Origin of the sequence: Rhodococcus sp. ARC_M12 (assembly GCF_022810385.1) — a bacterium.
Lineage (GTDB): Bacteria > Actinomycetota > Actinomycetes > Mycobacteriales > Mycobacteriaceae > Rhodococcoides > Rhodococcoides navarretei.
This window is the reverse complement of the sequence record NZ_JALGQI010000009.1, coordinates 80840-105448: the sequence shown is the minus strand read 5'-3', so window position 1 is coordinate 105448 and position 24609 is coordinate 80840. Positions and strand designations below refer to the sequence as shown.

Annotated in this window: 24 protein-coding genes and 1 riboswitch; of the genes, 13 read left to right on the top strand and 11 right to left on the bottom strand. The window is 64.2% G+C overall.

What is annotated here, in order from left to right; genetic code table 11:
* Positions 1–96 precede the first annotated feature (96 nt).
* Genes MTX35_RS13305 through MTX35_RS13295 form a run of 3 tightly spaced genes read right to left on the bottom strand, consistent with a single transcriptional unit; the run spans position 97 to position 5197 of the window.
* Entirely contained in the window at positions 97–1356 is a 1260-nt protein-coding gene (locus tag MTX35_RS13305) for an amidase (protein ID WP_243595431.1), read from the bottom strand.
* A complete protein-coding gene (locus MTX35_RS13300; RefSeq protein WP_037148397.1) occupies positions 1302–3119 on the bottom strand; it encodes a hydantoinase B/oxoprolinase family protein in 1818 nt (605 codons plus the stop codon). Before MTX35_RS13300 ends, MTX35_RS13305 begins: the two co-directional genes overlap by 55 nt.
* Complete coding sequence (locus MTX35_RS13295; protein ID WP_243595430.1) at positions 3116–5197, bottom strand: hydantoinase/oxoprolinase family protein; 2082 nt, start codon at positions 5195–5197, stop codon at positions 3116–3118. The genes MTX35_RS13300 and MTX35_RS13295 overlap by 4 nt, the downstream gene beginning before the upstream one ends.
* 317 nt (positions 5198–5514) lie before the next feature.
* On the opposite strand from MTX35_RS13295, the gene MTX35_RS13290 reads away from it, so the two are divergent.
* From MTX35_RS13290 to MTX35_RS13265, 6 genes are all read left to right on the top strand, one after another.
* Positions 5515–6249, top strand: coding sequence for a FadR/GntR family transcriptional regulator (locus tag MTX35_RS13290; RefSeq protein ID WP_243595429.1), 735 nt, complete (start codon positions 5515–5517; stop codon positions 6247–6249).
* A gap of 132 nt (positions 6250–6381) precedes the next feature.
* Positions 6382–6945: a MaoC family dehydratase gene (locus tag MTX35_RS13285; RefSeq protein ID WP_243595428.1), complete on the top strand. Its 564-nt coding sequence runs from the start codon at positions 6382–6384 to the stop codon at positions 6943–6945.
* Entirely contained in the window at positions 6942–8159 is a 1218-nt protein-coding gene (locus MTX35_RS13280; RefSeq protein WP_243595427.1) for a CaiB/BaiF CoA-transferase family protein, read from the top strand. The genes MTX35_RS13285 and MTX35_RS13280 overlap by 4 nt, the downstream gene beginning before the upstream one ends.
* The gene (locus MTX35_RS13275; RefSeq protein ID WP_243595426.1) at positions 8156–9526 is read left to right on the top strand and encodes an MmgE/PrpD family protein; all 1371 of its coding nucleotides are present in this window, start codon (positions 8156–8158) and stop codon (positions 9524–9526) included. Before MTX35_RS13280 ends, MTX35_RS13275 begins: the two co-directional genes overlap by 4 nt.
* 24 nt (positions 9527–9550) lie before the next feature.
* On the top strand, positions 9551–10714 hold the full coding sequence (locus MTX35_RS13270) for an acyl-CoA dehydrogenase family protein (RefSeq protein ID WP_032393088.1): 1164 nt from the start codon (positions 9551–9553) through the stop codon (positions 10712–10714).
* Positions 10711–11547, top strand: a complete 837-nt coding sequence (locus tag MTX35_RS13265) for a CoA ester lyase (RefSeq protein ID WP_243595425.1) — start codon at positions 10711–10713, stop codon at positions 11545–11547. Before MTX35_RS13270 ends, MTX35_RS13265 begins: the two co-directional genes overlap by 4 nt.
* A 102-nt stretch (positions 11548–11649) precedes the next feature.
* Here the strand turns inward: MTX35_RS13265 and MTX35_RS13260 are convergent, their stop codons facing one another.
* The 4 genes from MTX35_RS13260 to MTX35_RS13245 form a co-directional block, all read right to left on the bottom strand.
* Positions 11650–12459, bottom strand: a complete 810-nt coding sequence (locus MTX35_RS13260) for an ABC transporter ATP-binding protein (protein WP_243595424.1) — start codon at positions 12457–12459, stop codon at positions 11650–11652.
* A 9-nt stretch (positions 12460–12468) separates the two neighbouring features.
* Complete coding sequence (locus MTX35_RS13255; RefSeq protein ID WP_222068607.1) at positions 12469–13497, bottom strand: ABC transporter substrate-binding protein; 1029 nt, start codon at positions 13495–13497, stop codon at positions 12469–12471.
* Between the two features lie 35 nt (positions 13498–13532).
* Positions 13533–14402, bottom strand: coding sequence for an ABC transporter permease (locus MTX35_RS13250; protein WP_243595423.1), 870 nt, complete (start codon positions 14400–14402; stop codon positions 13533–13535).
* Positions 14403–14518: 116 nt separating this feature from the next.
* On the bottom strand, positions 14519–15547 hold the full coding sequence (locus tag MTX35_RS13245; RefSeq protein WP_243595422.1) for a LacI family DNA-binding transcriptional regulator: 1029 nt from the start codon (positions 15545–15547) through the stop codon (positions 14519–14521).
* A 211-nt stretch (positions 15548–15758) separates the two neighbouring features.
* Here MTX35_RS13245 and MTX35_RS13240 point away from each other — a divergent pair, with 211 nt between their 5' ends.
* The 4 genes from MTX35_RS13240 to MTX35_RS13225 are packed head-to-tail and all read left to right on the top strand — an operon-like array spanning position 15759 to position 20021.
* A complete protein-coding gene (locus MTX35_RS13240) occupies positions 15759–16916 on the top strand; it encodes a Gfo/Idh/MocA family protein (protein ID WP_243595421.1) in 1158 nt (385 codons plus the stop codon).
* Positions 16913–18094, top strand: coding sequence for a dihydrodipicolinate synthase family protein (locus MTX35_RS13235; protein WP_243595420.1), 1182 nt, complete (start codon positions 16913–16915; stop codon positions 18092–18094). The genes MTX35_RS13240 and MTX35_RS13235 overlap by 4 nt, the downstream gene beginning before the upstream one ends.
* Complete coding sequence (locus MTX35_RS13230; protein ID WP_243595419.1) at positions 18091–18942, top strand: sugar phosphate isomerase/epimerase; 852 nt, start codon at positions 18091–18093, stop codon at positions 18940–18942. Before MTX35_RS13235 ends, MTX35_RS13230 begins: the two co-directional genes overlap by 4 nt.
* Positions 18939–20021 carry a glycerate kinase gene (locus MTX35_RS13225; protein WP_243595418.1) on the top strand — a complete coding sequence of 361 codons (1083 nt, stop codon included), beginning with the start codon at positions 18939–18941 and terminating at the stop codon, positions 20019–20021. The genes MTX35_RS13230 and MTX35_RS13225 overlap by 4 nt, the downstream gene beginning before the upstream one ends.
* A gap of 65 nt (positions 20022–20086) precedes the next feature.
* On the opposite strand, the gene MTX35_RS13220 is transcribed toward MTX35_RS13225, so the two are convergent.
* The 4 genes from MTX35_RS13220 to MTX35_RS13205 all read right to left on the bottom strand — a co-directional run bounded on the left by MTX35_RS13220 (position 20087) and on the right by MTX35_RS13205 (position 22661).
* Positions 20087–20464, bottom strand: coding sequence for a hypothetical protein (locus MTX35_RS13220; protein ID WP_243595417.1), 378 nt, complete (start codon positions 20462–20464; stop codon positions 20087–20089).
* A 210-nt stretch (positions 20465–20674) separates the two neighbouring features.
* Positions 20675–21115, bottom strand: a complete 441-nt coding sequence (locus MTX35_RS13215) for a hypothetical protein (RefSeq protein WP_243595416.1) — start codon at positions 21113–21115, stop codon at positions 20675–20677.
* A 49-nt stretch (positions 21116–21164) separates the two neighbouring features.
* Positions 21165–21914 carry a DUF6461 domain-containing protein gene (locus MTX35_RS13210; RefSeq protein ID WP_243595415.1) on the bottom strand — a complete coding sequence of 250 codons (750 nt, stop codon included), beginning with the start codon at positions 21912–21914 and terminating at the stop codon, positions 21165–21167.
* Positions 21915–22007: 93 nt separating this feature from the next.
* A complete protein-coding gene (locus tag MTX35_RS13205; RefSeq protein WP_243595414.1) occupies positions 22008–22661 on the bottom strand; it encodes a hypothetical protein in 654 nt (217 codons plus the stop codon).
* Positions 22662–22909: 248 nt separating this feature from the next.
* Here MTX35_RS13205 and MTX35_RS13200 point away from each other — a divergent pair, with 248 nt between their 5' ends.
* From MTX35_RS13200 to MTX35_RS13190, 3 genes are all read left to right on the top strand, one after another.
* Positions 22910–23464 (top strand): DUF3558 domain-containing protein, encoded by a 555-nt coding sequence (locus tag MTX35_RS13200; protein ID WP_243595549.1) that lies wholly within the window; start codon positions 22910–22912, stop codon positions 23462–23464.
* Between the two features lie 14 nt (positions 23465–23478).
* Complete coding sequence (locus MTX35_RS13195) at positions 23479–23880, top strand: hypothetical protein (protein ID WP_243595413.1); 402 nt, start codon at positions 23479–23481, stop codon at positions 23878–23880.
* Between the two features lie 145 nt (positions 23881–24025).
* Positions 24026–24144: riboswitch (SAM riboswitch) on the top strand.
* 28 nt (positions 24145–24172) lie between these two features.
* On the top strand, positions 24173–24601 hold the full coding sequence (locus tag MTX35_RS13190) for a mandelate racemase/muconate lactonizing protein (RefSeq protein ID WP_243595412.1): 429 nt from the start codon (positions 24173–24175) through the stop codon (positions 24599–24601).
* Positions 24602–24609 lie beyond the last annotated feature (8 nt).

Below are 24609 nucleotides of genomic sequence, written 5' to 3'. Positions count from 1 at the left end.
TACGTAACAACTGTGTTCAACCTAAACATAAGATGTTTAGGGCGTCAAGACGGCCTAGTTCAGCCTGGATCGCCGGGAATCAGTCCCGCATGTTGGTTAAAGATCTGATGTATGCGGCGGAGTTGTCCGATGCCAGTCTGTCTCCGACTGGTAGCGCTCACCCAGGGCGAACAGTGCGCCCTCGCGGCGCGATGCGGCCGTCAGCTGTGCTCCCACCGGCATACCCGAGGACGGGTGAAACCCGACCGGCAGAGCCAGCGTCGGACCGTCGTGCAACGACCACGGATACGTGAACTGACCCATCCGGCGTGAGAGAGCGACAACGTCGTCACCCCCGTCCCTCGGTGGAACGTCGACGGGCATGGCCGGGGTCAACACCACGTCGACCATCTCGAACGTCGCGGCCGTGGCCTCGCGGAAGCGGTCGCGGCCAGTGAGGGCGTGAGCGCGATCGGCGTCGGAGATGCCCAGGCCCAACGCTATTCGCTCACGGGTGGCGGGTTGGAAGCGGGAAGGCTCGGTGTCGAGCCGATGTCGATGGCAGCGGGCGAGGTCGCTGTAGACGATCGTGTAGACGATGTCTTGTGCGTCGGCGGCGTGCTCGAGTTGGATGGGGACGATCTCGTACCCGAGTTCGGCGAACGTGCGCACCGCGGCCGCGACGGTCTGCGCAACGCCGGGGTCCACGTCCGCGGTGAGGAACACGGTGGGCACGCCTATGCGTGTGACCTCCGAGGGCTCGGATGGGCTGGAGGAGAGGACATCGAAGAGGGCTTTCACCTCGGTGACCGACCGCGCCATCGGGCCGACGGTGTCGAATTGCTCGCTTACCGGGAACACGCCGTCGTTGCTGATCGATCCCCAGCTGGGGCGAAGGCCGGTGATTCCGCATGCCGCGGCAGGGAGGCGCACCGACCCGCCGGTGTCGGTGCCCAGCGACGCGTCGACCAACCCGGCAGCGACGGCGATCCCCGAACCACCACTCGACCCGCCGGGCACCCGAGTGCGATTCCACGGGTTGTACGACGGGCCGGCGGCCGAGTTCTGCGAGGTGACGCCGACGGCGAACTCGGCCATGTTCAGTTTCGCGACCACCGACGCGCCCGCGCGACGCAGGCGGACGACGACCTCTGCATCAGCGTCGGCGACGTTGTTCTCGAAGAACTCCGACGCGCAGGTGGTCTCGACGCCGGCCACGTCGATGTTGTCCTTGACGCCGATGCGCAGGCCGGACAGGGGCCCCGGGGTGTCGTTCCGGTCGTCGATCCACCGGACTACACCGCCGAAGGTCCCGTCCTCGATCAGGCTGCGCTCCGGGCGCGGAGCTCGGCCGTCGCGTCCTCGTCGACCGTCCACGAATCGGTGTTCACGACCACACCATAGTCGCGTCGAGCATCGTCCTCGGTGAGGTACTCGTCCCAGACGTCGCTGAGTACCTGGAAGGGATCACGCTCGAACGGGTTTCCGAAGCCACCGCCCGAGGGCAGCTTGATCTCCAGCGTCTCACCGGAACGAATCGTCTCCTGAGTGACCTTGGAGTACAACACTTCCTCGCGGTCGGTCCCGGCGTTCCTGGTGAACGAGCCGGACACACCGTTGTGGCCACCGAGGGCTCCGGCCGGCGGATCCGACCGGTTGTCGGCCTCGGAGCCGAGGAACGTATCGGTCTCCATCAACCATTTGCGGACACTGCCGATACCGCCGCGCCACTTCCCCGGTGCGGGAGCTTCGTCGCGCAGCTCGTAGCGCAACGCGCGCATGGCGTGGTTGAGCTCGAGCTCCTCGATGGGGTTGTTGCGCGTGTTGGCCATCAGGGCGTCGACGGCGTCCATGCCGTCCTTGCCGTTGCGGCCGCCGTACGAGCCCTCGTTGATTTCGATGTAGACCCAGTAGGATTCGCCGTCCGGCGCGATACCGGAGTAGGCGATGGCGCACAGCGCGGCGGACGATCCCGCGATGGCGTGATCCGGAAGTACCGGGGCCAGAGCCAGATTGATCGAGTCGAACACGCGGTTCACCTGCGAGAACCGCGCGAAGCACGATGCGGGGAAATCCGGGTTGAAGATCGTGCCCTCGGGGGCATAGGCCTTGACGGGTCGGAAGCACCCGTCGTTCTGGGGAACGAATTCTTCGGTCAGATCCTCGTCAAGCAGGATCGTGCGAATGGCCGAGACGGCCACCGGTAGAACCGAACCCTCGAACGGGACGTTGAACGCGGTGGGCACCTGGCTGTTCGAGCCGGTGAGGTCGATAAGGATGTCCTCGCCCTCGACCTGCACCCGCACGGCCACCTTGAGCGGTTCGTCGCGGTTCTTGCCGTCGTCGTCGAGATACCCGATGGGTGCGGTGTAGCTGCCGTCGGGAATCTCTCGAATCTTCTTGCGCAGCATGGATTCGGAGTAGTCCATCCAGCGTTCGCCCGCGCTCATCACGGTGTCGAGGCCGTACTTCTCGAGGAGTTCGGTGAATCGTTTCTCGCCGATTCGCGAGCACGCGATCAAGGCTTCGAGGTCGCCGCGGTTCTGCTCCGGGGTACGGACGTTGTCGAGGATGTGCTGGATCAGGTAGTCGTTGCGGACCCCGGCCTCGTAGATCTTCATCGAGTCCATCAGCTTGCCCTCGGCCCACACGTCGACGACGTCCATGCACAGGCCGGGGAAGTTGCCGCCGACGTCGGACACGTGACCGGTACACCCGGCGAAGCCGATGTGCTCGCCCTGCCAGAAGATCGGAATGATCACGCCGTAATCGGGGGAGTGAGCCGCACCGTGGTACGGATGGTTGTGCAGCACCACGTCTCCGGGCTTGTACGTTCCGGCGAGACGACGGTTGACACCCTTGATGTAGGCGGGAATCGAACCACAGTGCATCGGAGTCGAATCCGATTCACACAGTTCACGTCCGTTGATGTCGAAGATGCCCGCGCCGAGGTCCTCGGACTCTCGGATGAGCGAGGAGTACGCCATACGGTAGAGCACCTGGGCCATCTCCTTGGCCATCGACTGCAGTGCTCCGCCGATGACGCGCAGCGTGATGGGATCGACCTCGACGTCGTTCCAGGTTCGAGTGGATTCGCCCGCCAGTGACACTCCGGTGGTGGGCATCAGCGCCTTGCTCATGCGGGGTTCCTCTCGATGATGATGTGGCCGACGGCGTCGACGGTGGCGTGCTGGTTCATGCCGATGATCGTGGTGGAATCGAACTGCTCGACGATCGCAGGACCGTCGATCTCGTTGTTCGCCAACAACAACGACCGCTCGTATACCGGGGTGTCCACCCATTGCGGCGCGGACGTCTCGTCCTGCCAGAACAGCGCCTGCGTGGTCGTCTTGATCGCGGCCGAGGAGTCGGCGGTACCCACGGCGATGTCGGCGATCTGCACGTGGGGGACCGCACCCACGCCGGTGACACGGACGTTGATCAGCTGTACGGGCTTGTCGTCGAACCGCTGTGAGTAGGTACGTCCGTGCACGTCGTGGAATGCCTCGGCGACGGTCTTGACCCACACGTCGTCGATGTTGCCGTCCGGCGCGGCGACGCGGAGTTCGTAGCCCTGGCCGACGTACCGGCAGTCGACGCTGCGTTCGAGCGAAATGTTCTCGGCTGCAACACCGTCCTTCTCGAGCTGCGCGACGGCGAGGACCGACAGACGCTCGATCTGCTCCTGCAGAAGTTCGATGTTCGGGTCGGCAGACGACGTCCACACCGTCGTCGGCTCCTCGTAGCGGATGTCGGTGGTGAGCAGCCCGACGGCAGAGGTGATGCCGGGGTGACCGGGCACGATGACGCGTGGGATGCCGAGCTGGTCGGCGATCTGCCAGGCGAACAGCGGACCGGCACCACCTTCGGCGATCAGTGAGAAGTCGCGCGGGTCATAGCCTTTGCGCACCGAGTGCAGGCTGATCGCCTCGGTCATGGAATGGGCGAGGATCTTGAAGATGCCCATGGCGGCGTCGTCGAGAGGGGTGTCGAGCTTGTCGGCGATGTGCGTCTGAATCGCCTGACGTGCCAGCTCGGGCTTGACCTCCATGGTTCCGGACAGGAAGCTCTTCTCGCGCAGCCATCCCATCATCACCATGGCATCGGTGGAGGTCGGTTCGGTGCCGCCGTGCCCATAACAGGCGGGACCGGGAACGGCACCCGCACTACGTGGTCCGACGCGGAACATGCCCCCGTCGTCGACCACGGCGATGGAACCGCCGCCGGCACCTATGGTGTCGACCTCGGCCATCGGCACCATCGCGTGGTAGTCGCCGATTCGGGTGTCGAGCAGATGCTTCATCCGCAGCGCGCCGTCCGGTGCCACACCGACGTCCGCGGAGGTGCCGCCGACATCGAGGGTGATGACACTGGGGTACCCGGACGCCTTGCCGATGGCGCAGCCGCCCAGAAGGCCGGCGACCACACCGCTGGTCAGTAGCGAGACCGGGATTTCGCTGGCGCTGCGCGAGGTGACGAGCCCGCCCGCGGAGGTCATGAGGTGCACGTCCTCGCCGACCTGCGCGGCCTTGGCCTTACCCGCCAAGTTCTCGATGTACTTCGAGGTCTTCGGTCCGATGAATGCGTTGAGCGCTGCGGTCGAAAAGCGTTCGTACTCCCGGTATTGCGGGGCCACCTCGCTGGAGAGGGAGATGAAGACGCCGGGGAACTCCTCCTCGATGATGGCTCTGACGCGTTGCTCGTGAGTCGGATTGCGGTACGCGTGCAGGAATGCGACGGCGATGGCCTGCACGCCTCGCTCGCGCAGCAGTCGAACCTGTTCGCGCACAGCACCTTCGTCGAGCGGGGTCAGAATGTTTCCCGCGGCATCGATGCGTTCGGGGACCACCCGACGGTTGCGTCGCGGCACGAGCTGCCACTTCTGCCACGGAAGATCCTGGTAATTCGAGTAATTGAGCGGACGCTTCTTGCGCGCGATGTGCAGCAGGTCGCGGAAACCCTCGGTGGTGATCATGCCGACGTCACAGCCGTTGTGCTCGAGCACGATGTTGGTGGCCACGGTGGTGCCGTGGAAGAACATGTCGATCTCGGACGGGTCGATCCCGGCGCGTTCGGCGAGGACTTTGATTCCGTCCATCGTGCCGATCGAGGGGTCGTGGTTGGTGGACGGGGTCTTGTGCACGACGACGGTGCCGTCGTCGTCCCACAGGACGAGGTCGGTGAACGTGCCGCCGACGTCGACTCCAATTCGTTTCATGTTGCGTCCGTTCTGTCGGTGCCCGAGTGGAGCGGGAAGGCGTGCTCCGCCTGTCCTACGAAGTCGTTGTGGTCACGGCTGAGGTGACATGAGTCATAGTGCTGATGATCGGCCAGAAAAGCAATACCTCTGATGTATTGGGGCTGAATTCTCAGGATTCGCGGCCTGTTCCGAGCCCATGCCGACGAATCCTCGCTAAAAAGCGGATGTATCGACGGTCGAGATCCCCGCATCTCGGAGCATCGGCCAGGCTAAGCTCGAGCCGACCAGTACCCACCGGTCAGTAGAAGCAGTCGAGCGACAACCAGGGGGAAGACGTGGCCCAATCGGCACCGCTCAAGGCAACAGCCAAGAGCGTCCCCGCGTATGCGGTTCTTGCGGGACATCTACGTACCCGCATTCTGTCCGGTGAACTGCAGCCAGGTGAGCGGCTACCCGGCGAGGCAGAGCTGACTGCCGAATTCGGCGTCGGACGCAGCACCATCCGAGAAGCGCTTCGGTCGCTGGCCAGCCAAAATCTGATCGAGACGACGAGGGGAGTGACCGGGGGGAGCTTCGTGGCCGTCCCCAGCGTCGGGCACATCAGCGAGCACCTGGAAACCGGTGTGGCGTTGATGGCCGCCGCCGAGACCGTCACGGTCGATCAGCTGATGGAAGTGCGCAACCTGATGGAGGTGCCGGCCGCCGGCATCGCTGCATTCCGTCGCACTGACGAGCATCTCGAGCAGCTCAACGCGTCGATCTTCGACCCCAACGACGTGCAGGGCCCCGAAACGTTCACCAAGAACCAGGAATTCCACCTGGTCCTGCTCCGTGCAGCGCACAACCCGCTGCTCGAGCTCATCACGGCTCCCGTGTTCCGAGTGCTGTCCGGCCGATTCGGCCGCGACCACGCACCCGAGGGCTTCTGGCAGTGCGTCGACAGCGACCATCGCGGTCTGCTGGACGTGGTGGCAGCTGGGGATTCCATGGCTGCGATGGACCTGATGCGCAAGCACCTCGACCACCTCGGCGACTCGTACCGACAGATGGACCGACTGCGCACCTCCTGAAACATCTGCTCTTTACGGGGCGATCTGCCGCAAAACTTGTCGTCGACCGGTTTCGTCGAACCCTTGACGCCATAAACATCTGATGTTTATGGTCTAGGTAAGGCACTCGCCAAACTGACACGAGGAGACACGGTGGCAATCCATCCGGCCGTTCTGGGGCGCTTCTTCGACGACTACGCCGTGGGGGACGTCTACCAACATCCCTTCGGGCGGACGATCTCGGAGACCGACAACACGTGGGTCACACTGCTGTCGCTCAACACCAACCAGAACCACTTCAACGCGCATCTGGCGTCGCAGAACCCCATCACCGATGGGAAGGTCATCGTCAACTCCGGCTTCACAGTCTCTGTGGTGCTGGGACTTTCGGTGATCGACATGAGTCAGAACGCGATCTCGAACCTCGCCTTCACCGACATCAAGATGTCTCACCCCGTCTATGCAGGCGACACCCTGTACGCCGAGAGCATCTGCACCGGGTTGCGCAAGTCCGAGTCACGCCCCTACGCCGGTATCGTCTCGATGATCACCCGCGGCCTCAATCAGGATGGCGTGGAGGTCATTTCGTGGAAGCGCTCGGTCATGGTCGCCACCCGCGACAGTGGCATCGGGCAGAACTACTTCCCCGAAGCGAAGAACGGACCGCTCGAACTCCCCACCGACATTGAACTACAGACGAAAGACTCCGACGCATGAGGCCACTCGAAGACGTCCGCATCATCTCCCTCGAGCAGTACGGCGCAGGCCCGTTCGGCAGCTTGCACCTGGCCGATCTGGGCGCAGATGTCATCAAGATCGAGGACCCGAGTGTCGGCGGCGACGTCGGCCGCTACGTCCCGCCGTACAACGAGGGCGAGGACTCTCTGTTCTTCGAGAGCTTCAACCGGAACAAACGCTCTCTCTCACTGGACCTTTCGACCCCGAGCGGTCGAGCGGTGTTCGAGGACCTCGTCCGCACCAGCGACGCCGTCTACTCCAACCTCCGCGGTGACGTGCCCGAGAAGATCGGCATCACCTACGACCAGCTCAAGCACCTCAATCCCGCGATCGTGTGCTGCAGCCTCACCGGGTTCGGCATGACCGGCCCTCGCGCGAAAGAGCCCGGCTACGACTACATTCTGCAGGGCCTCGCCGGCTGGATGAGCGTCACCGGCGACCCGGACGGCCCGCCCACGAAATCCGGACTGTCCCTGGTCGATTACTCCGGTGGATTCGTCGCCGCGATCTCGCTGCTCTCGGGATTGCACGCTGCCCGACGCGACGGCATCGGTGGGGACTGCGACGTCTCGTTGTACGACACGGCGATGTCTCTGCTCACCTATCCCGCGACCTGGCATCTCAACGCCGGCTTCGAGCCGATCCGTACGAAGAACTCGGCTCACCCGTCTCTGGTTCCGTTCCAGGCCTTCGAGGCAACGGACGGTTGGCTCATCGTCGGTTGCGCGAAGGAGAAGTTCTGGGACCGTTTGGTTGTTGCCATCGATCGCCCGGACCTCGGTGCCGATCCACGGTTCAGCAACTTCTCGCTGCGCGGCAAGCATCAGGACGTGCTGCTGCCGATCCTGGAAGATGTGTTCGCCACCAACACCGTCGATCACTGGCTCTCGAAGCTCGGCCCGGCCGGGGTGCCTTCCGGGCCGATCAACGATGTCGAGCATGCGCTGACCGAACCCCACACGATCGCCCGCAATCTGGTGGTCGAGACGGAGCATCCGGTGTACGACACGGTGCGTCAGGTCGCGTCCCCGGTCAACTTCGGTTCCGAGGCCAAGCAGTACCGCCGCGCGCCGCAGCGCAACGAGCACTTCGACGACATCGTGCGTGACCAACTGGGCTACGACGACGAACGGGTCGCGAAACTGAAGGCGGAGGGTGCGTTCGGTACGGCGAAGGACGAGGTGCGGGCGTGACCTCGACGATCCTGGCGGAGTGGGCATCGGGTGTCACCGTCGCCGATCTGTCCGAGGACGTCCGGCACGCGGCCGCGCGTCACCTACTCGACGGCGTCGGCAATACCGTTGCGGCCCAACGTCTCGGCTATGGCCGACCGGGCTGGACAGTGACCGACGCCCTCGGCGGCCCACCGGAGGCGCGGCCTCTCACCGGAACCCGCGGGCTGTCTGCACCGGCAGCCGCCTTCGCGACCGGGGTGATGCTGCACTCTCTGGATTTCGACGACACGCATGCGGGCGCTCTGGTGCACGCGACGGCGGTATCTCTTCCTGCGGCATTCGCCGTCGGACAGCAAGTGTCGGCATCGGGTGCAGATGTGCTGACCGCCGCGGCTCTCGGGCTCGAAACCGCCTGTCGCCTCGGTGAAGTCAGTCCGCACGGATTTCACGCTCGGGGCGTGCATGCCACGGCAGCCGTGGGACCGTTGACGGCCGCGCTCGTTGCCGGACATCTGTCGAAGTTCGACACCGAGACGTTGGTCAACGCCCTCGGCATCGCCGGGTCGTCCAGCTCGGGGCTGCTCGAGTTTCTCGATACCGACGCCGACACCAAGGCGCTGCATCCCGGATCGGCGAGCATGAACGGTGTGCTTGCCGCTCGGCTCGCGGCCGCCGGAGCCACCGGCCCGTCGTCGGTTCTCGAAGGTCGACGCGGAATCTACGCAGCGTTGACCGACCGGCCGACGAACTTCGCGTCACTGACCGAAGGACTTGGCACGCGGTGGGAAGCCACCCGGATCGGCATCAAGCCGTACCCCAGTTGCCAGCTGATGCACGTCACGCTCGACGCAGTGACGAAGGCGCTCGGCGACAGTGCGGTTCAGGCGAGCGAGGTCGCCGACATCGAGGTCTTCGTCCACCCCGATTCGAGTCCGTTCGTTTGCGGACCCAACACCGGCGTCGCGTCACCGCGCAGTACCTACGACGGCAAATTCGACCTGCCGTGGAGTGTGGCAGCTCTGCTGCACGACGGAGCGATCACCGTCTCGACGTACACCGACGAATCCATCGCACGCGAGAACGTCCTCGTCACCGCCCGCAAGGTACGGGTGACGAACCTACCGTCCGAGGTTCCCGCGGCGGCCGCGTCGGGCAGGGCGGTTCTCACACTCACCGACGGACGAGTGCTCGACGCCTCCGTCGGCGGCAGCCAAGGAAGCGCCGGGTTCCCGCTGAGCGACGACCGTCTGCTGGAGAAGTTCCTCGGCAACTGCGGCAACGACTCTCGTGCCACCGAGCTGGCCGACCGCGTCCTCGGGTTGGTCGACGAAACCGACCTGACCGCCATCCTCGACCTCGCCGCAGCCATCGCGCCGGCACCCTGACACTTCAACCGACAGGACATCATCATGGACTTCACGTACGACGAGCAGCAGACGGCCTTCCGGAAAGCATTGCGCACCTTCGTCGACAAGGAAATCATCCCCGTCGCGAACGAGTGGGAGAAGACGGGCCGATACCCCACCGAGATCGTCGAGCACATGAAGGCCATGGGCCTGTTCGGGATCACGACGCCGGAGGAGTACGGCGGCCTCGACCTCGACAAGGTCTCGTTCACCCTGGTGTACGAGGAGCTGGCCCGCGGATGGATGGGCGTCGCCGGCATTCTCGGCAGCCACAACCTGTCGTGCTGGATGATCGGCAAGCACGGCACCGAGGAGCAGAAGAAGACTCTGCTGCCCAAGCTCGCGTCCGGTGAATGGCGAACGGGCGTCGGTCTGACCGAGCCCGGTGCCGGCACCGACCTGCAGGGCATCAAGACCACCGCCAAGCGCGACGGCGACCACTACGTCGTCAACGGTGCCAAGACGTGGATCACCAACGCCCGGCACGCGAATGTGCTTCCGGTACTGGTCAAGACCGACACCACGACCACGCCGGCCCACAAGGGCATGTCGCTGCTGCTGATCGACACCACGACCGACGGTTTCGAGGTGCAGCGCGACATGGGCAAGCTCGGCTACAAGGGCACCGAATCGTGTGAGATCACGTTCACCGACGTGCGTGTTCCCGTCGACGCAGTGCTCGGTGGTGTGGAGGGGCGTGGTCTGCAGCAAGCGCTGTCCGGTCTCGAAATCGGTCGTCTGAATATTGCCGGCCGCAGCGTCGGAATCGCACAGGCCGCCTACGATGCTGCGCTCGAATACGCGAAGCAGCGCACCGCATTCGGTCAGCCCATCGCCGAGTTCCAGGCCATCCAGCTCAAGATCGCCGACATCGCGACCCAGCTGCAGGCCGCACGCCTGATGACGTACTGGGCTGCATCACAGGCAGATTCGGGTAAGCGCGTCGACATGGAGGCCGGCATGGCGAAGTACTTCGCCTCCGAAGCCGCCATCACCGCCAGCCTCGAAGCCATGCGTATCCACGGTGGCTACGGCTACTCCACCGAGTTCGTCGTCGAGCGCCTCTACCGCGACGCCCCGCTCATGGCCATCGGTGAGGGCACCAACGACATCATGCGCACCGTGATCGCCAAGTCTCTCGTCGCGGGCACGGGCGTCATCGGATGAGGACGGCTCTGACGTACCTCTACGTTCCCGGGGACGTGCCGGAGCGCTTCGACAAAGCACTGGCATCGGGCGCGGACGCGGTGGTGTTGGATCTCGAGGACGCCGTCACTGCGGCGAACAAGGATCACGCCCGCGCGACGGTGGCCGAGTGGGTCGCGTCCTGCGATCCTGGTGACGTGCAGATCTGGGTGCGGGTGAACCCAGGGCCGTTGCAGGAGCAAGATATTCGCGCGGTGCTGCACCCGAACCTGACCGGTATCTGGTTGCCGAAGGTGTCGTCGGCTCGCGAGGTGGAGCAGGCCGATGCTCTACTGAGTGGCACCGGCGCGGTGGTCTCGCCCCTCATCGAGACGGCCGCCGGAGTGTTCGCCGCTCTCGAGATTGCCCGTGCGCCTCGGGTCAAGTTTTTGCAGATCGGGGAGGTGGACCTGGCCGCCGATCTCGGCGTCGACGGCTCCGCGGAGTCATTGTCGTTCGTGCGTGCTCAGGTGGTGGCAGCCAGCGTGGCGGCAGGAATCGATCCGCCGCCTGCGGCGGTGTCGCGAAACTTCCGCGATGCCGAAGCCTTCGAGGCCGATACTCGCACTCTGGCCGGTCTCGGATTCGTCGGACGTGCGTGTATACATCCGGCTCAACTCGCGTCGGTGCGAACGGTGTTCGTGCCGTCCGAAGACCAGGTACGGGAAGCAGAGGAATTGCTGGCCGACCTGGAACGTGCCACCTCGGGTGTGGCCGTGGACAGCAAGGGATTCCTGATCGACGAGGCCGTTGCCCGAACTGCTCGCCGAGTGGTGGAGCGAGGAGCCGTGCGGGAGACGATGGCGCGGAGCTGACAAGCTCGACGTCGGAGAACAAGTCACACGTGAAATCCGGCTGTCACGAAGGCAAGTGGCCCTGCAGACCATCGAGGTCTGCAGGGCCTGTTGCGGTGGCGCTCAGTCCGCGCTCGTCGTCGCTCCCAGCAGATCACGCACAGTGTTTGCAACACTGATGAATTCGGGCTTCTCCATCGTGGCGCTGTAGTCCCGATGCACAGGAAGGTCGACGTCGAGGATGTCCACTATCCGACCCGGCCGCGGACTCATGACGACGACCCGGTTGGCGAGGTAGACCGCTTCGGCGACGGAGTGGGTGACGAGCATGACCGTCGTGCCGGTTTCTCGCCAGATGCGGTGCAGTTCGACGTTCATCTTCTCGCGAGTGAGAGCGTCCAGAGCGCCGAACGGCTCGTCCATGAGCAGCACCTCCGGCTCGTGCAGCAGGGCACGGCACAGGGATACGCGCTGCTGCATGCCGCCGGACAGCTCGTGGGGGAGAGCTCCCTCGAAGCCCGTCAAACCGGTCATCTCGATCAGCTGATCGGCTTTCGCGGCCGCGGCCTTCCGGTTCATTCCGCGCATCTCACCCTGAAGCAGAATGTTCTTCCGCACCGTCCGCCATTCCAGCAGGGCCGCGCGTTGGAAGACGTAACCGATGTTGCGCTGGGGGCCGTGCACCTCCTTGCCTGCCAGCTCCACCGAACCACGAGAGGCACCGGTCAGGCCGGCGACCACCTTGAGAAGGGTGGACTTGCCGCAGCCGGACGGCCCTGCGATGGAAACGAATTCGCCCCTGCCGACTCGGAGGTCGACGTCGGAGAGAGCGGTGACGTCACCTCGCTTGGAGGAGAACTGGACGGTCAGGTTGTCCACCGATACCGCGGTGTCGGTCATCGTTGTCGGCCGTTCACTGGTGATGGTGTTCATGATTGCGTCTCATTCCTCGTTGGAGGTGAAGCTGGAGTCCCAGTACGTCGACGCCTCGGCTCCGGTCTCGGTGAGTCCGGCGTCGCTGAGGATGCTGATGGTGTTGGCCCAGTCCTCGTCACTGTTGACGCCCGGTGCCATTCCTTCGGTGTTCTCGGTCGTGAGCAGTGGGATCGTCTCCTGCCATTGCTGCAGCAGCACCGACTCCGGCGGAGTCTGCGGGTCCTTACCGACCATCGACGCCACGGCCGCTTCCGGATTGGCGATGGCTGCCTCGAACGACTCGCGGGTGGCGTCGACCATGGCCTGAGCGAGCTCCGGCGAGTTCTCGATGGTCGACGTGTTGGCGATGAGGCCGTTGCTGTAGAAGTTCAGCCCCTCATCGGAGTAGCGGAGATAGCGCATCTCGCGTCCGGACTTGTTCGCGATGTTGGGCCCTTGGTCGTGTGCGAAGCCGATGAGACCGTCGACCTGACCCGAGAGCATCGCGGCGATCTTGCCTGCGGAGTCCAGACTCTGCTGCTGAACCTGGTCCTCGGGAACGCCGGCGCGGTCGAGGAAGATGGGGAATGTGGTGGTGGGGGCGTCACCGGCGGACACGGCGATGGTCTTGCCTGCGAGGTCGGCGGTGGTCTGGATCGGTCCGTCCGCGTAGACCTGCACAGCCGACGGCGTCGTCTGCAGGAATACGCCGAGGCTCTTGACCTTCACGCCCTTGTCGATGTTGGACATCACGGCCGCGGTGTCGGCCCAGCCGAAGTCGGTTTGGTTCGAGCCCGCTGCCTGGGCGGTCTTGGTGGATCCTTGGCCGGCGGTGATGGTGAGGTCGATACCGTGCTCGGCGAAGATTCCTTCCTGCACGCCGTAGTAGAACGGGGCGTGCTCGCCGTAGGGATACCAGTTGAGCATCAGCGAGGTTGCGGTGGTCTCACCGTCGGTGCCAGGGGCCTTTTCCTCGCCGCCACCGCTGCCGCTGCATCCGGCGAGTACCAGAGCGGACGACGCGACGGTCGCCACCAGAACGTTCTTGAGCTTCATGGAATGTGTCCTTCGATGTAGGGAGAGCATGCGGGTCACACAGCGCCGACGGACGCGGTGGAGCGACGCGATGCGTGCCATGGAATGAGGAATTTCTCGGCGATCTCGATGATCAGGAAAAGCACGATGCCGAGCAGAGACATGATGATGAGTGCAGCGAAAAGCATTGCCGTGTCTATGTTTCCGTTGGCCTGGAGAATCACGTACCCCAGACCTTCGTTGGCGCCGACGAATTCACCGACCACCGCTCCGGTCACCGCGAGTGTTGCGGCGATCTTCAGGCCGGACATCAGCTGGGGCAGCGACGCGGGAAAACGTACCTTGCAGAACGTCTTCCACTTGCTCGCACCCATCGTCGAGGTGAGTTCGAGGATCTCGGGATCGACGGAACGCAATCCCGCCATTCCGGCGATGACGATGGGGAAGAACGCCATCAGGACGGCCACGAGGATCTTGGGGCTCGGACCGAAGCCAAGCCACACGACGAACAGCGGCGCGATGGCAATCTTCGGGATCACCTGTGCGAACAGGATGAGCGGATACATCGTCTTCTCGATCGAGGACGAATAGATCATCACCACCGCGACGGCGATGCCGACCACCGAGGCGATGACGAAGCCGGCAATGGTCTCGTAGGTGGTCACCCAGGTGTGGCCGGCGAGGTAGGAGGCGTTGTCCACCATCGTCGACCACGTGTCACCGGGTGACGGGAGAATGTAGGGCGCAACGAGTTCGGAGGCGGTGACGGCCCACCAGGCGGCGACGAGCACAGCCACGAGGGCCAGTGGTCGCCACAGACCGGACCAGGTATTGCGGAGCGAAGGGAACCGTCGACGACGGGTCGGTGCGGGTTGAGGAACCGACGCAGTGGCAGAACGGACTTCGACCGACGATGTTGTCGTCATAAGGAGTCCTCGAGCTAGTAGGAGAGCGGGTCCGTCTACTCCCGCTGGAATGCGCTTTCCGAAGCTGTCGCCCAACGTAGTGTGATTGCGCCCACAGTGTCAAGCAATTCGGACAATCAGCTGTTCAGGGCAGTGCTGCGCCGCAGGACGACGGTGCCCGGTGCCCACTCCCGGCTTCCGGGACGACTCTGCGGATCGAGGGCGAGCTGCACGGCTCGTTCGCCGATGTCGACCAACGACAGAGCGACTGTCGTCAGACTCGGGGAGTGATCGCGCAGGGTGGGGATGTCGTCGAATCCCGCGACGCAGACGTCCTCCGGCACGCTCAGGCCAAGCTCACGCCACGCTGCGATTGCCCCGATGGCCATGACGTCGGTGACCGCGAATACGCAGGGAGGTGTGCCGTGGCCGGGGGAGAGCTCGAGCGCAGCCGCCAGGCGTCGAGCGGCGCTGTAGCCACCGTCTCGCGAGAAGTCCCCGGCCACTTCGATTTCCGGTGTGACGCCATGTGTGCACAGTGTCTCGACGAAGCCGTTGCGACGATCGGTCGAGGTCCGGATATTTCCCGGTCCGCCGATGATCGCGAAGCGGCGATGGCCGTGTTCGTGCAGGGCCTGCGCCAGAGCCGCCGATGCGGCGAAATTCTCGGGTTCGACCGCAGAGGCGAACGGCACCGGTTGCCCGATCACCACCACCCTGCCGCCGTTGTCGCGGTATGCCGCGAACTCCTGTTCCAACGCTCGGTCCAAGTCGCCACTCTGCCTCGAGCCGGCCAGGATGATGGCGTCGGCGCGGTGCGAGATGAAGGTGGCGACCGACTGCCGTTCGAGAGCAAAATCGCGCTCGGTACTGGCCAGCAGTACCAGCTTGTCGGCCGCGCGAGCCTCGTTCTGCACGCCGCGAACGATGGACGAGAAGTAGGGGTCGGCCACATCGTGCACGACGAGCCCGATCAAGCCCGTCGACGACCGGGCCAGCGCCTGGGCCTGAGCGTTGGCGATGTAGCCGAGATCGGCCGCTGCTGCGCGCACGCGATCGGCCACACCCTCGCCGGGTACTCGTGACGAGCCGTTGAGCACCCGCGACGCTGTGGCCTGCGAGACGCCCGCCGCCGCGGCCACATCGCTGAGTCGTACTGCGGCCATGCACACTCACCCCCTGCGAAATCATTGCGATCGACGGTCACCTCTTGACCGATCGACTCCGACAGCATAGCTTGGAAAGCGCATTCCGAAGCTGACTTTCCCCCACGACGCGTAGTGGACTTTCCGCCACACCGTCGATACGGCCTCATCCGTCATGGCGCGCCGTCGTCCCACGTCCTTCGTCATCAGTGCACAGAAAGGGCAATCTCTCATGCCCACACCAACCCGTACCTTGCGCATCGCCATGAACGGCGTCACCGGCCGCATGGGCTACCGTCAGCATCTCCTTCGGTCCATCCTGCCCATCCGCGACGCCGGTGGACTCCTCCTCGACGACGGCACGCGCATCCAGGTCGAGCCGATCCTGGTCGGCCGCAACGAAGCCAAGCTCCAGGAGCTCTGCACCCGGCACGGTATCGCCGAGTACACCACCGACAGCGCATCCGTCATCGACGACGCGTCCATCGACATCTACTTCGACGCTCAGGTCACCTCGCGTCGCGCCGAGGCACTCTCGTCGGCGATGAAGGCCGGCAAGCACATCTTCACCGAGAAGCCGACCGCCGAAACACTGACACAAGCCATCGAACTGGCCCGCATCGGACAGAACGCGGGCATCACGGCCGGCGTCGTGCACGACAAGCTCTACCTTCCCGGACTGGTCAAGCTCAAGCGGCTCGTCGACGAAGGATTCTTCGGCCGCATCCTTTCCCTACGAGGCGAATTCGGCTACTGGGTCTTCGAGGGCGACGGTCAGCCCGCCCAACGCCCCAGCTGGAACTACCGGGCCGAGGACGGCGGCGGCATCGTCGTCGACATGTTCTGCCACTGGAACTACGTGCTCGAAGGCATACTCGGCAAGGTCGAGACCGTCACCGCCAAGACCGCCACTCACATCCCGACGCGCTGGGACGAGCAGGGCAACGAATACGCCGCCACCGCAGACGACGCCGCCTACGGCATCTTCGAGATGGAGAACGGCGTTGTCGCCCAGATCAACTCGTCGTGGGCGGTGCGAGTGTTCCGAGACGAACTGGTCGAATTCCAGATCGACGGCACGCACGGATCGGCGGTCGCGGGGTTGCGCAACTGCGTCGCCCAGCATCGTTCGCACACCCCCAAGCCTGTGTGGAATCCAGATCTGCCCGTCACCGAACCGTTCCGCGAACAGTGGCTCGAGGTCCCCGCGAACGCCGACCTGGACAACGGTTTCAAGCTGCAATGGGAAGAGTTCCTGCGTGACGTCGTCGCCGAACGGCCGCACCGCTACGGTCTGCTCTCCGCCGCCCGCGGTGTGCAGTTGGCCGAGCTCGGTTTGCGTTCCTCCGCCGAGGGCCGCCGCCTCGACGTCCCGGAGATCGCGCTGTGACCGCCGTCGACTCCCGGGTGTCTATCACCCTCCCCGGCCACGGGTTCTACGCGCTCGGCGAACCGGGCGAGTGGATCAAACCCACCGCACCCATCACCTCACGCGTCGCCTATGCCGCCGCACACGTCATCCCTAGTGCGATGGGGGACAACACTCCTGGGGCTCCCGCCGACATCGACTGGGACGCCACCCTGGCCTACCGCCACGAACTCTGGTCCTACGGACTGGGCGTCGCCGACGCGATGGATACCGCCCAGCGTGGCATGGGCCTGGACTGGGCCGCGACGTCCGAGCTGATCCGCCGCTCCGGATCCGAAGCCGCTGGCGTCGGCGGGTCACTCGCCTGCGGTGCGGGCACGGACCAACTCGACCTGGATTCGCTTCCGTCGGGCAAGGACGGTCTCGCTGCTGTGCTCGACGCCTACCGCGAGCAGATCGCGGTGGTCACCGAGTCGGGCGCGAAGGTCATAATCATGGCCTCACGCGCTCTGGCTCGGGTCGCGACGTCTGCCGACGACTATCTGTCGGTCTACTCGACCCTGCTCGACGAGGTCGATGAGCCAGTCGTATTGCATTGGCTCGGAACGATGTTCGATCCGGCGCTCGCCGGGTATTGGGGGAGCGCAGACATTTCGACCGCAACGGACACGTTCCGCTCGCTGATCGATTCGAATGCAGCCAAGGTCGACGGCGTGAAGGTGTCGTTGCTCGACGCCCAGCACGAGATCGTCCTGCGAGCCGGGCTGCCCGACGGCGTCCGCCTCTACACCGGCGACGACTTCAACTACCCCGAGCTGATCATCGGTGACGGACAGCATCATTCGGATGCGCTGCTCGGCATCTTCGCCGGTATATACCCCGCGGCGTCGACGGCGTTGCAGGAACTCGACCTCGGCAATACCGCTCGCGCCGAGGATATTCTGCGCTCGACAAAGGAACTCGGCCGGCACATCTTCGGCGCTCCCACGTATTACTACAAGACCGGAATTGCGTTCCTGTCGTGGCTTAACGGCAAGCAACCTGGGTTCTCGATGGTGGGCGGCTTGGCATCCGGACGCAGCGTGAAGCATCTGACGACGCTGTTCGTCCTGGCCGATCGCGCAGGGTTGCTGGCGGATCCATCGCTGGCCGCGCACCGCATGGGGCTCTACCTCGAACTGAACGGGGCAGCGTCGTGAGTATCGCACCGTTCGACCTCGACAACCCCTACGCAGCACTATCTCTCAACACCAAGACGACGAACGCCTGGACGCTGAAGCAAGCCGTCAACGGTGCCGCTCGAGCCGGACTGGGTGCAATAGGTCCGTGGCGGGATCGAATTCAGGAAGCCGGTGTGAGTGAGTCGGCCAAGCTGATCTCGGACGCCGGTCTGCGGGTGTCGAGCCTGTGTCGCGGCGGGTTCCTCACGGCGATCGACGACGACGGCCTCGACGACAACCGTCGCGCTCTCGACGAAGCCGCCGAACTCGGGGCACCCGAGCTCGTGATGGTGATGGGCGGCATCCCCGATCGCGACCTCGTCGGAGCTCGGGCTCGGGGGGAGGAGAGGCTTGCTCTGCTCGTTCCGTACGCACTCGAGCGTGGGGTGCGCATTGCGCTCGAACCCTTGCACCCGATGTTCGTGGCCGACCGCGCGGTCATTTCCACACTGGGACAGGCATTGTCGATGGCCGAGCCGCACCCGGTGGAGGCCGTGGGCGTCGTCGTCGACACCTTCCACGTGTGGTGGGATCCGGATCTGGAGTCACTGATCCGAATTGCTGGTGAGCGTGGCCGCATCAGCTCGTACCAGGTGTGCGATTGGCTGGTGCCGATGGAAGCCGACCCCCTCCTCTCGCGCGGAATGATGGGCGATGGTGTGATCGACTTCGAGTCCATCGGCCGATGGGTTCGAGGCGCTGGATACCGGGGTGATGTGGAAGTGGAGATCTTCAACGCTGCTGTGTGGGCGACCGACGGGGACCAGGTGATCGAGACGATGAAGCAGCGCTACCGCGATCTGGTTCTGCCCAGTCTGATCGCATGAGAATTCTCTTCGCCCCCGATTCCTTCAAAGGCACCATCGACGCTGTCGATGCCGCCGCGGCGCTGATCGAGGGGTGGGCGGCTGTCCGCAGCGGTGACGACCTGGTGTCGATGCCGCAGGCCGATGGGGGCGAAGGGACGCTCGACGTGCTCGCAGCGTGCTCGGCGGGCTCGACGTGGTCGTCGGTGTCCGGTGTCTGCGGCCCGGACGGTCGGCCCGTCGACGCGCGATGGTTGACGCTCGAGAACGGCCGGGCGGTAATCGAGCTGGCGGAGTCCTCGGGTATCGCGATTATGGAGTCGCTGAATGCATTGGCTGCGACGACGCGCGGGCTCGGAGAGGTGATCAGGGAAAGCGGTTCGGAGCGAATCTCGGTGGCACTTGGGGGCTCGGCCTCCACCGACGGCGGACTGGGAGTGCTTCGGGCACTCGGTGTTCGGGTGCTGGACGAATTGGGTCGGGACGTTCCGGAGGGCGGTGCCGGTCTGCTGGCCGCCCGATCGGTGGATGCGTCGGGCCTCGCGGGAGTGCCGTCCGACATCGAATTGCTGACCGATACGCGCGCGGTGTTGTTCGGACCCGACGGTGCCGCGCAGGTATTCGGGCCGCAGAAGGGTGCGTCGGCCGCGGATATCGAGATGCTGGACGGGGCATTGCAGCGCTGGGCCGGGTTGCTCGCCGACGCCGGCTTGCCGGCCGACCCGTTCATGCCGGGGACCGGTGCTGCGGGCGGAGTGGGATTTGGGCTGTGCGCGTTGGGGGCTCGTGTATCCGGCGGGGCGGAACGGGTGTCGGAGCTGACAGGACTGTCGGCTGCGGTTCCTGCAGCGGACCTCGTGGTGACGGGTGAGGGCAAGTTCGACCGCACGTCGCTGACGGGCAAACTCGTCGGACATATGGTCCAGATGTGTTCGGACGCTTCGGTTCCGGTGGCGGTGGTCGCCGGGGCGGTGGATTCGGACGTCGAAGTGCGGACCGTGTCGCTGACGGACCTTGCCGGCAGTGGGGAGGCAGCCATGGCGGATCCACGACGGTGGTTGATCGACGCTGGACGGCGTCTGGCACAAGAAGTCCGATAGCGAGGGGCACCGAGAACGCAGTCGGAAGCGGATGGTGGCGCGGGCATGAGCATGGTGGGCCGAAATCAGCCGAAGGCGATGCGAAGCCCGACGCTCGCCGTGGCTCCACCGGCGCTGAGGATGAAGTTGTGTCTTCCTTCGTCGCGGAACACCATCTGCATCGGCTGGAACCAGAATCGATTCTCGCCGGTGAAGCCGGCACCGGGGATCTGAAGGCCGCGCTGATTGACGATGTGTTCGCCGTTCGCATCGAGTACTTCGAGCGTCGCGGGGAAGTCCTTACCGATGTCGTCGGGTCCCGTCTGCAACAGCGCAACCAGCCGACATTCGAGCATACGGGTGTCGCGAGGGACCGTGCATGTATCCCAGACGCCGCCGAGAATGTCGAGCATGTCGTTGGAGGCTCGCGCGTACTCCGCGAAAAACAACCCGGTGATGATCATCGGCTTCCTCTCTCGTTCATGAATTGTCTTGAGGTAAAACGGCCTGGCCGCCCGCTTCGACCGAGGCAATCCTGAGATCGTGATGCGAACCGATCCAGGGTGTCAGTGGGCCCGGCAAAGTTCGTCTGTTTCGACGACGCTCTCTGCCGCTTGATCGCGACCAGTGCAACCAGCGGTGGCGACTTCCGTTGTGCGGGTGGCCATTGCGTGTCAGTCGGGAACTATGAACAGGTCGTTGCTGAATGATTCGTAGAGCACCACATTGCTGAGTTCTTCGGTGCGATGGGTGCTTTCAGCGCGTAGGGGGATGCCGGTGTGGGCGTCGAAAGCGATCGTGAGTGGCCCGCCCCAGAACCCGGGCGGGAAGACGAACTCCCACGCTCGTTTGCCGTTGACCTTGGTGGGCGTCGCCTGACTGGTGGGGTCGATGACGACGTGAAATGGTGCTTCTGGCTCCCAGCGACGGTGTATGGCTAGGAGGTCCTCGGGCGAGGTGACGGGGTTGAAGGGGCCGCGGTGCCAGTGGTCGGCGTTGCTGACGACCGACAGCAGTCCGTGAGCGTCGACTTGGCGTGTGCCGTCGAAGGGCGAATACCAGAACTCGACTTCGTGGCGTTCCTCGGCACCGCCTTGGGTTTCGGAGAGCACCATCGTTGCGTGAACAGTCGCGTCGGCCGTGGATCGGTAGAGCCGATGTACCTCATCCCAGGTTGTGTGGTTCCCGAGGAGCGGGGTTCGTGGGGGGCAGTTCGTGAGCGTATGGGTCCTCCGGTTCGGCGCTGGTAGGCACCATGGCGACGGTGAACACGGCGGATCGGAGTAGTTCTTTGCTCACTTCGACTCCGGTGAGTCGTTCAGCGAGGGCAAAGGATCCCTCGATATGGAAGAACTCGGTCCTGGTTCCGTAATAGTCGTCGAGATCGATGCCACCGACTTCGGTGATGAGTGCCAGCACGGTCGCAGCCTCGGCGGGTGAAGCTGTGCGAGCACGCTCGAGGTCCCCCGTGGGGATCATCGGCTCGAACGAGACCTTGAGCTGCCCATCACGCCACCACATGAACCTTGTGAGGGCGTTGACGTTGCTGAAATGGCTGACCACCTCGTGGTGCTCGGTCACGGGGCCGAAAAGCTTGTCATCGACACCGAGGTAGTCACTGTTCTGCTGGATCAACAGCACCCACCCCTTCCCGATGTCGGCAACGCCCACGGTCTGCACGGTCTGATCCGCGCTCGGGTCCGGTCGGACCAGCCCCAGCCTCTCGAATTCCGTCGACCGTTGATCGAAGCCGGCATAGCCCACACCGGTGCGCCGCCTACCGACGGCACCTAATGCATCCAGAACACCGTCGGCGGTGGCATCCCGGATCAAGCTCACGACATGTCCGTTGGATCGCCATCCGCCGAATTCTTCGTCTCTGAACCATAGGTAGTCCCGGTACGTAGTCGCCATCAATCCAGCATCCCAGAACCACATCGCCACATTCAGCTTGCGACAGGCACGTACGCCCAAGAAGTTGCGAACGAGATAAAAGCACTCGAGATTCTACGTTGTCGTCCGCAATGCCCACGCCCGCGCGAGCGCAAAGGTTGCCACGAGTACGCACAGCACCGCCACGATCACGGCGACGAAGGTCGAAGCCGTCGTGGAGAATCCGCGAATCCAGGCAGTCCCCGTTCCGACGAGAGTGGCGAGGACACCTCCTACCGGGAGAAACGCAGCCACGACTTTGGTCGTCCGGGACGACAACGGATCGTGACTTACCCTGAGCAGCAACCGAACCGAGGCGACTCCGAGCGCGTAGGCCAAAACTCCGGTGCCTGCGTATATCGGCAGCAAGTACTCGGTCGAGACGCTCGAGTTCAGACCGGAAAAGCTTGTTCCGACCAGAATCAGTACGGGCGTCATCCCCAGCGTCACTCCGATCAGACCGGCAACGGCGACCAGCCCTACTCGCCGAGAGGGATCGACGGCGAATCGAAAGCCGGACAGGTACAGCACCAGGCCTGCGAGCATGCCGACCACCGCGCCGACTGACGCAGCGACAATGGGCTGCACCCACGGCCCCAGCGTGGTGTCCGGACCATAGAACGACCCGCCGGAGACGTACGCCGAGTACCCCGCAGTCGCGGTCGCCGAGTGACCCAGCACCGCAATCACCGCGCCGAGCAAAGCAAAACCACTTCCCTGTTTGATCACGCGTCAATGATGACGGATGTCCGATCGGCGCAGAGAATTCGGCCGGAGTGTTGCCCGGTCGCCAAAGGATGGTTTTTACCCTGCCGCGGATTCGCCCTGGGGTGGCACGGTGTTCACTCGAGCGGGGCAATCGTCGCACCGATCGGGAAACGCCAGGTGCAACTGCGTCCGATCCGATGGAACCGATGTATCGGTAGCTGCGTCCAACATCAAGGATGGGTTCCGATGGACGGAGTGCTGTGAGCAACATGCGATTGCTGATCGGGAGTGCGGTCGGCGTGATGCTGGTGGCAACCGGATGCGGAGGGGCGACCGAAGGCATACCCGTTGCGGCACCGTCGACGACATCGGTGATGACAACCGCTCCGGCGAACGGGGCGTGGGATCCGTGCACCATCCCAGACGCTGCCATCGAAGACGCGGGGTTGGCCGTGGAGACGAAGTCCTCGAACTTGGTGGGGGATCTGCCGATTTCGGAGGACTGGATGACGTGTATCTGGACGAACCCTCTGCCGACGCCGTGGTATCACCTCGGAATCTTCTCGTCCACTGAGAGCCTGGACTATCTACGTGGGAGTAGACGTTTCGGGCAGTTCGAGCCGACTGAGGGCCTCGACGGTTTGCGGTTCCGCCGGACTACTCAGTACGACGAGGTCAACTGCGGCATCGCCTTCGAACACGCGAATGGCGTGTTCTACCTCGTCCTCGACGGCTTTCTGGCGACCGAGCCCCTTGGAGATCCGTGTGTCGAGGTTGAACGGTTGGCGCGTTCGCTCCGGCCATCCATGCCTTCATCGAATTAGTTGGGGAGGAACTGATGGGGTCAGAAACGAACGAGCTGGCGGCTTCGATGCAGCAGTGGCAGTCGCTGTCGATGCAGGCCGAGTCCGGGCAGCTCGAGATTCCCGAAGGTGTTGCGTTTCAGTGCGACGAGGTGTGCGCTGCCTACATCAGGCATTTAGGAGACATGGCGCGTAAGACGGAGTACTTGGTCGACGTCACCGCGTTCGGCACCTTGGATTCGGCCCGGCAGCTCGGTGAAAAGTTCGAGAGGATTGCCTTCAGTGGTGATCGATCACTGCGCGTCGTGTTGATACAACATATCGAGGTCATCGAACTGATGCGGTCCGTGTTCAAGCGCTATTTCGATGAAGCCGAGTACGCCGATCAGCGGACATTGCAGTCCATCGGGGAGATCGCGGAGGGTCTGGGCAAGTGAAATCTCGTGCTGAGGTCCGAGTCGATCGGTGCCGCTGGGTGGTTGAGCAGATTCTGTCCAGACGCTGAATCGGTATTCGAGCTGAACGTCGACAGTGATGGAAATTCGTTGTCCAAGCCGTATCCCTCGGCTATTGTCGATGAAGGTTCAAGAGCAATAGCCGTAGGTACCTGGCCGGCTGTTCGGCAACCCCGTCTCCATCGACAGGGTGCCCCAGGGGAAGAACCGGCGCGTCCCGCAACCGCAGGCGTGCAAGTCGATGGAGGGTTGCACCTCCGGGGCGAGGTGAACGATGTCCGGTAGTGACGAACTCGAAGCAGCGCAGGCGAAGTGGGAACCCATTCCGCCGGAGCGCCGTCGTACTTGGTGCCAGACGCTATTGAGTTACCCGCCGATCTGGTACGGCGTGCTCCCGATGATCGAGACGCGAAGGCTGGTGCTCGAAGGCAGGTACGCCAATGCCGAAGCCTGGATCGACCTTGCGAAACGTGCTGAAGCAGTAGGCTTCACGCCGCAGACGTGGATGATATTCCGACAAAGTCTCGAGCCCGCGTACCTGAAGGATCGGTTCCCATTCCACCCCGAGAACATGCCGAAGCGGCGAGGGAACGGCGGTGTCGAGACTGTGGTGGTCGATCCCGAGGACTTCTCCGAGTGGCGATGGCTGTTCGAGGCGGGGTACCGCGCGGGCGAGGCGACCTGGCAGGCGCTGGTTCGCTGAGTCACCCG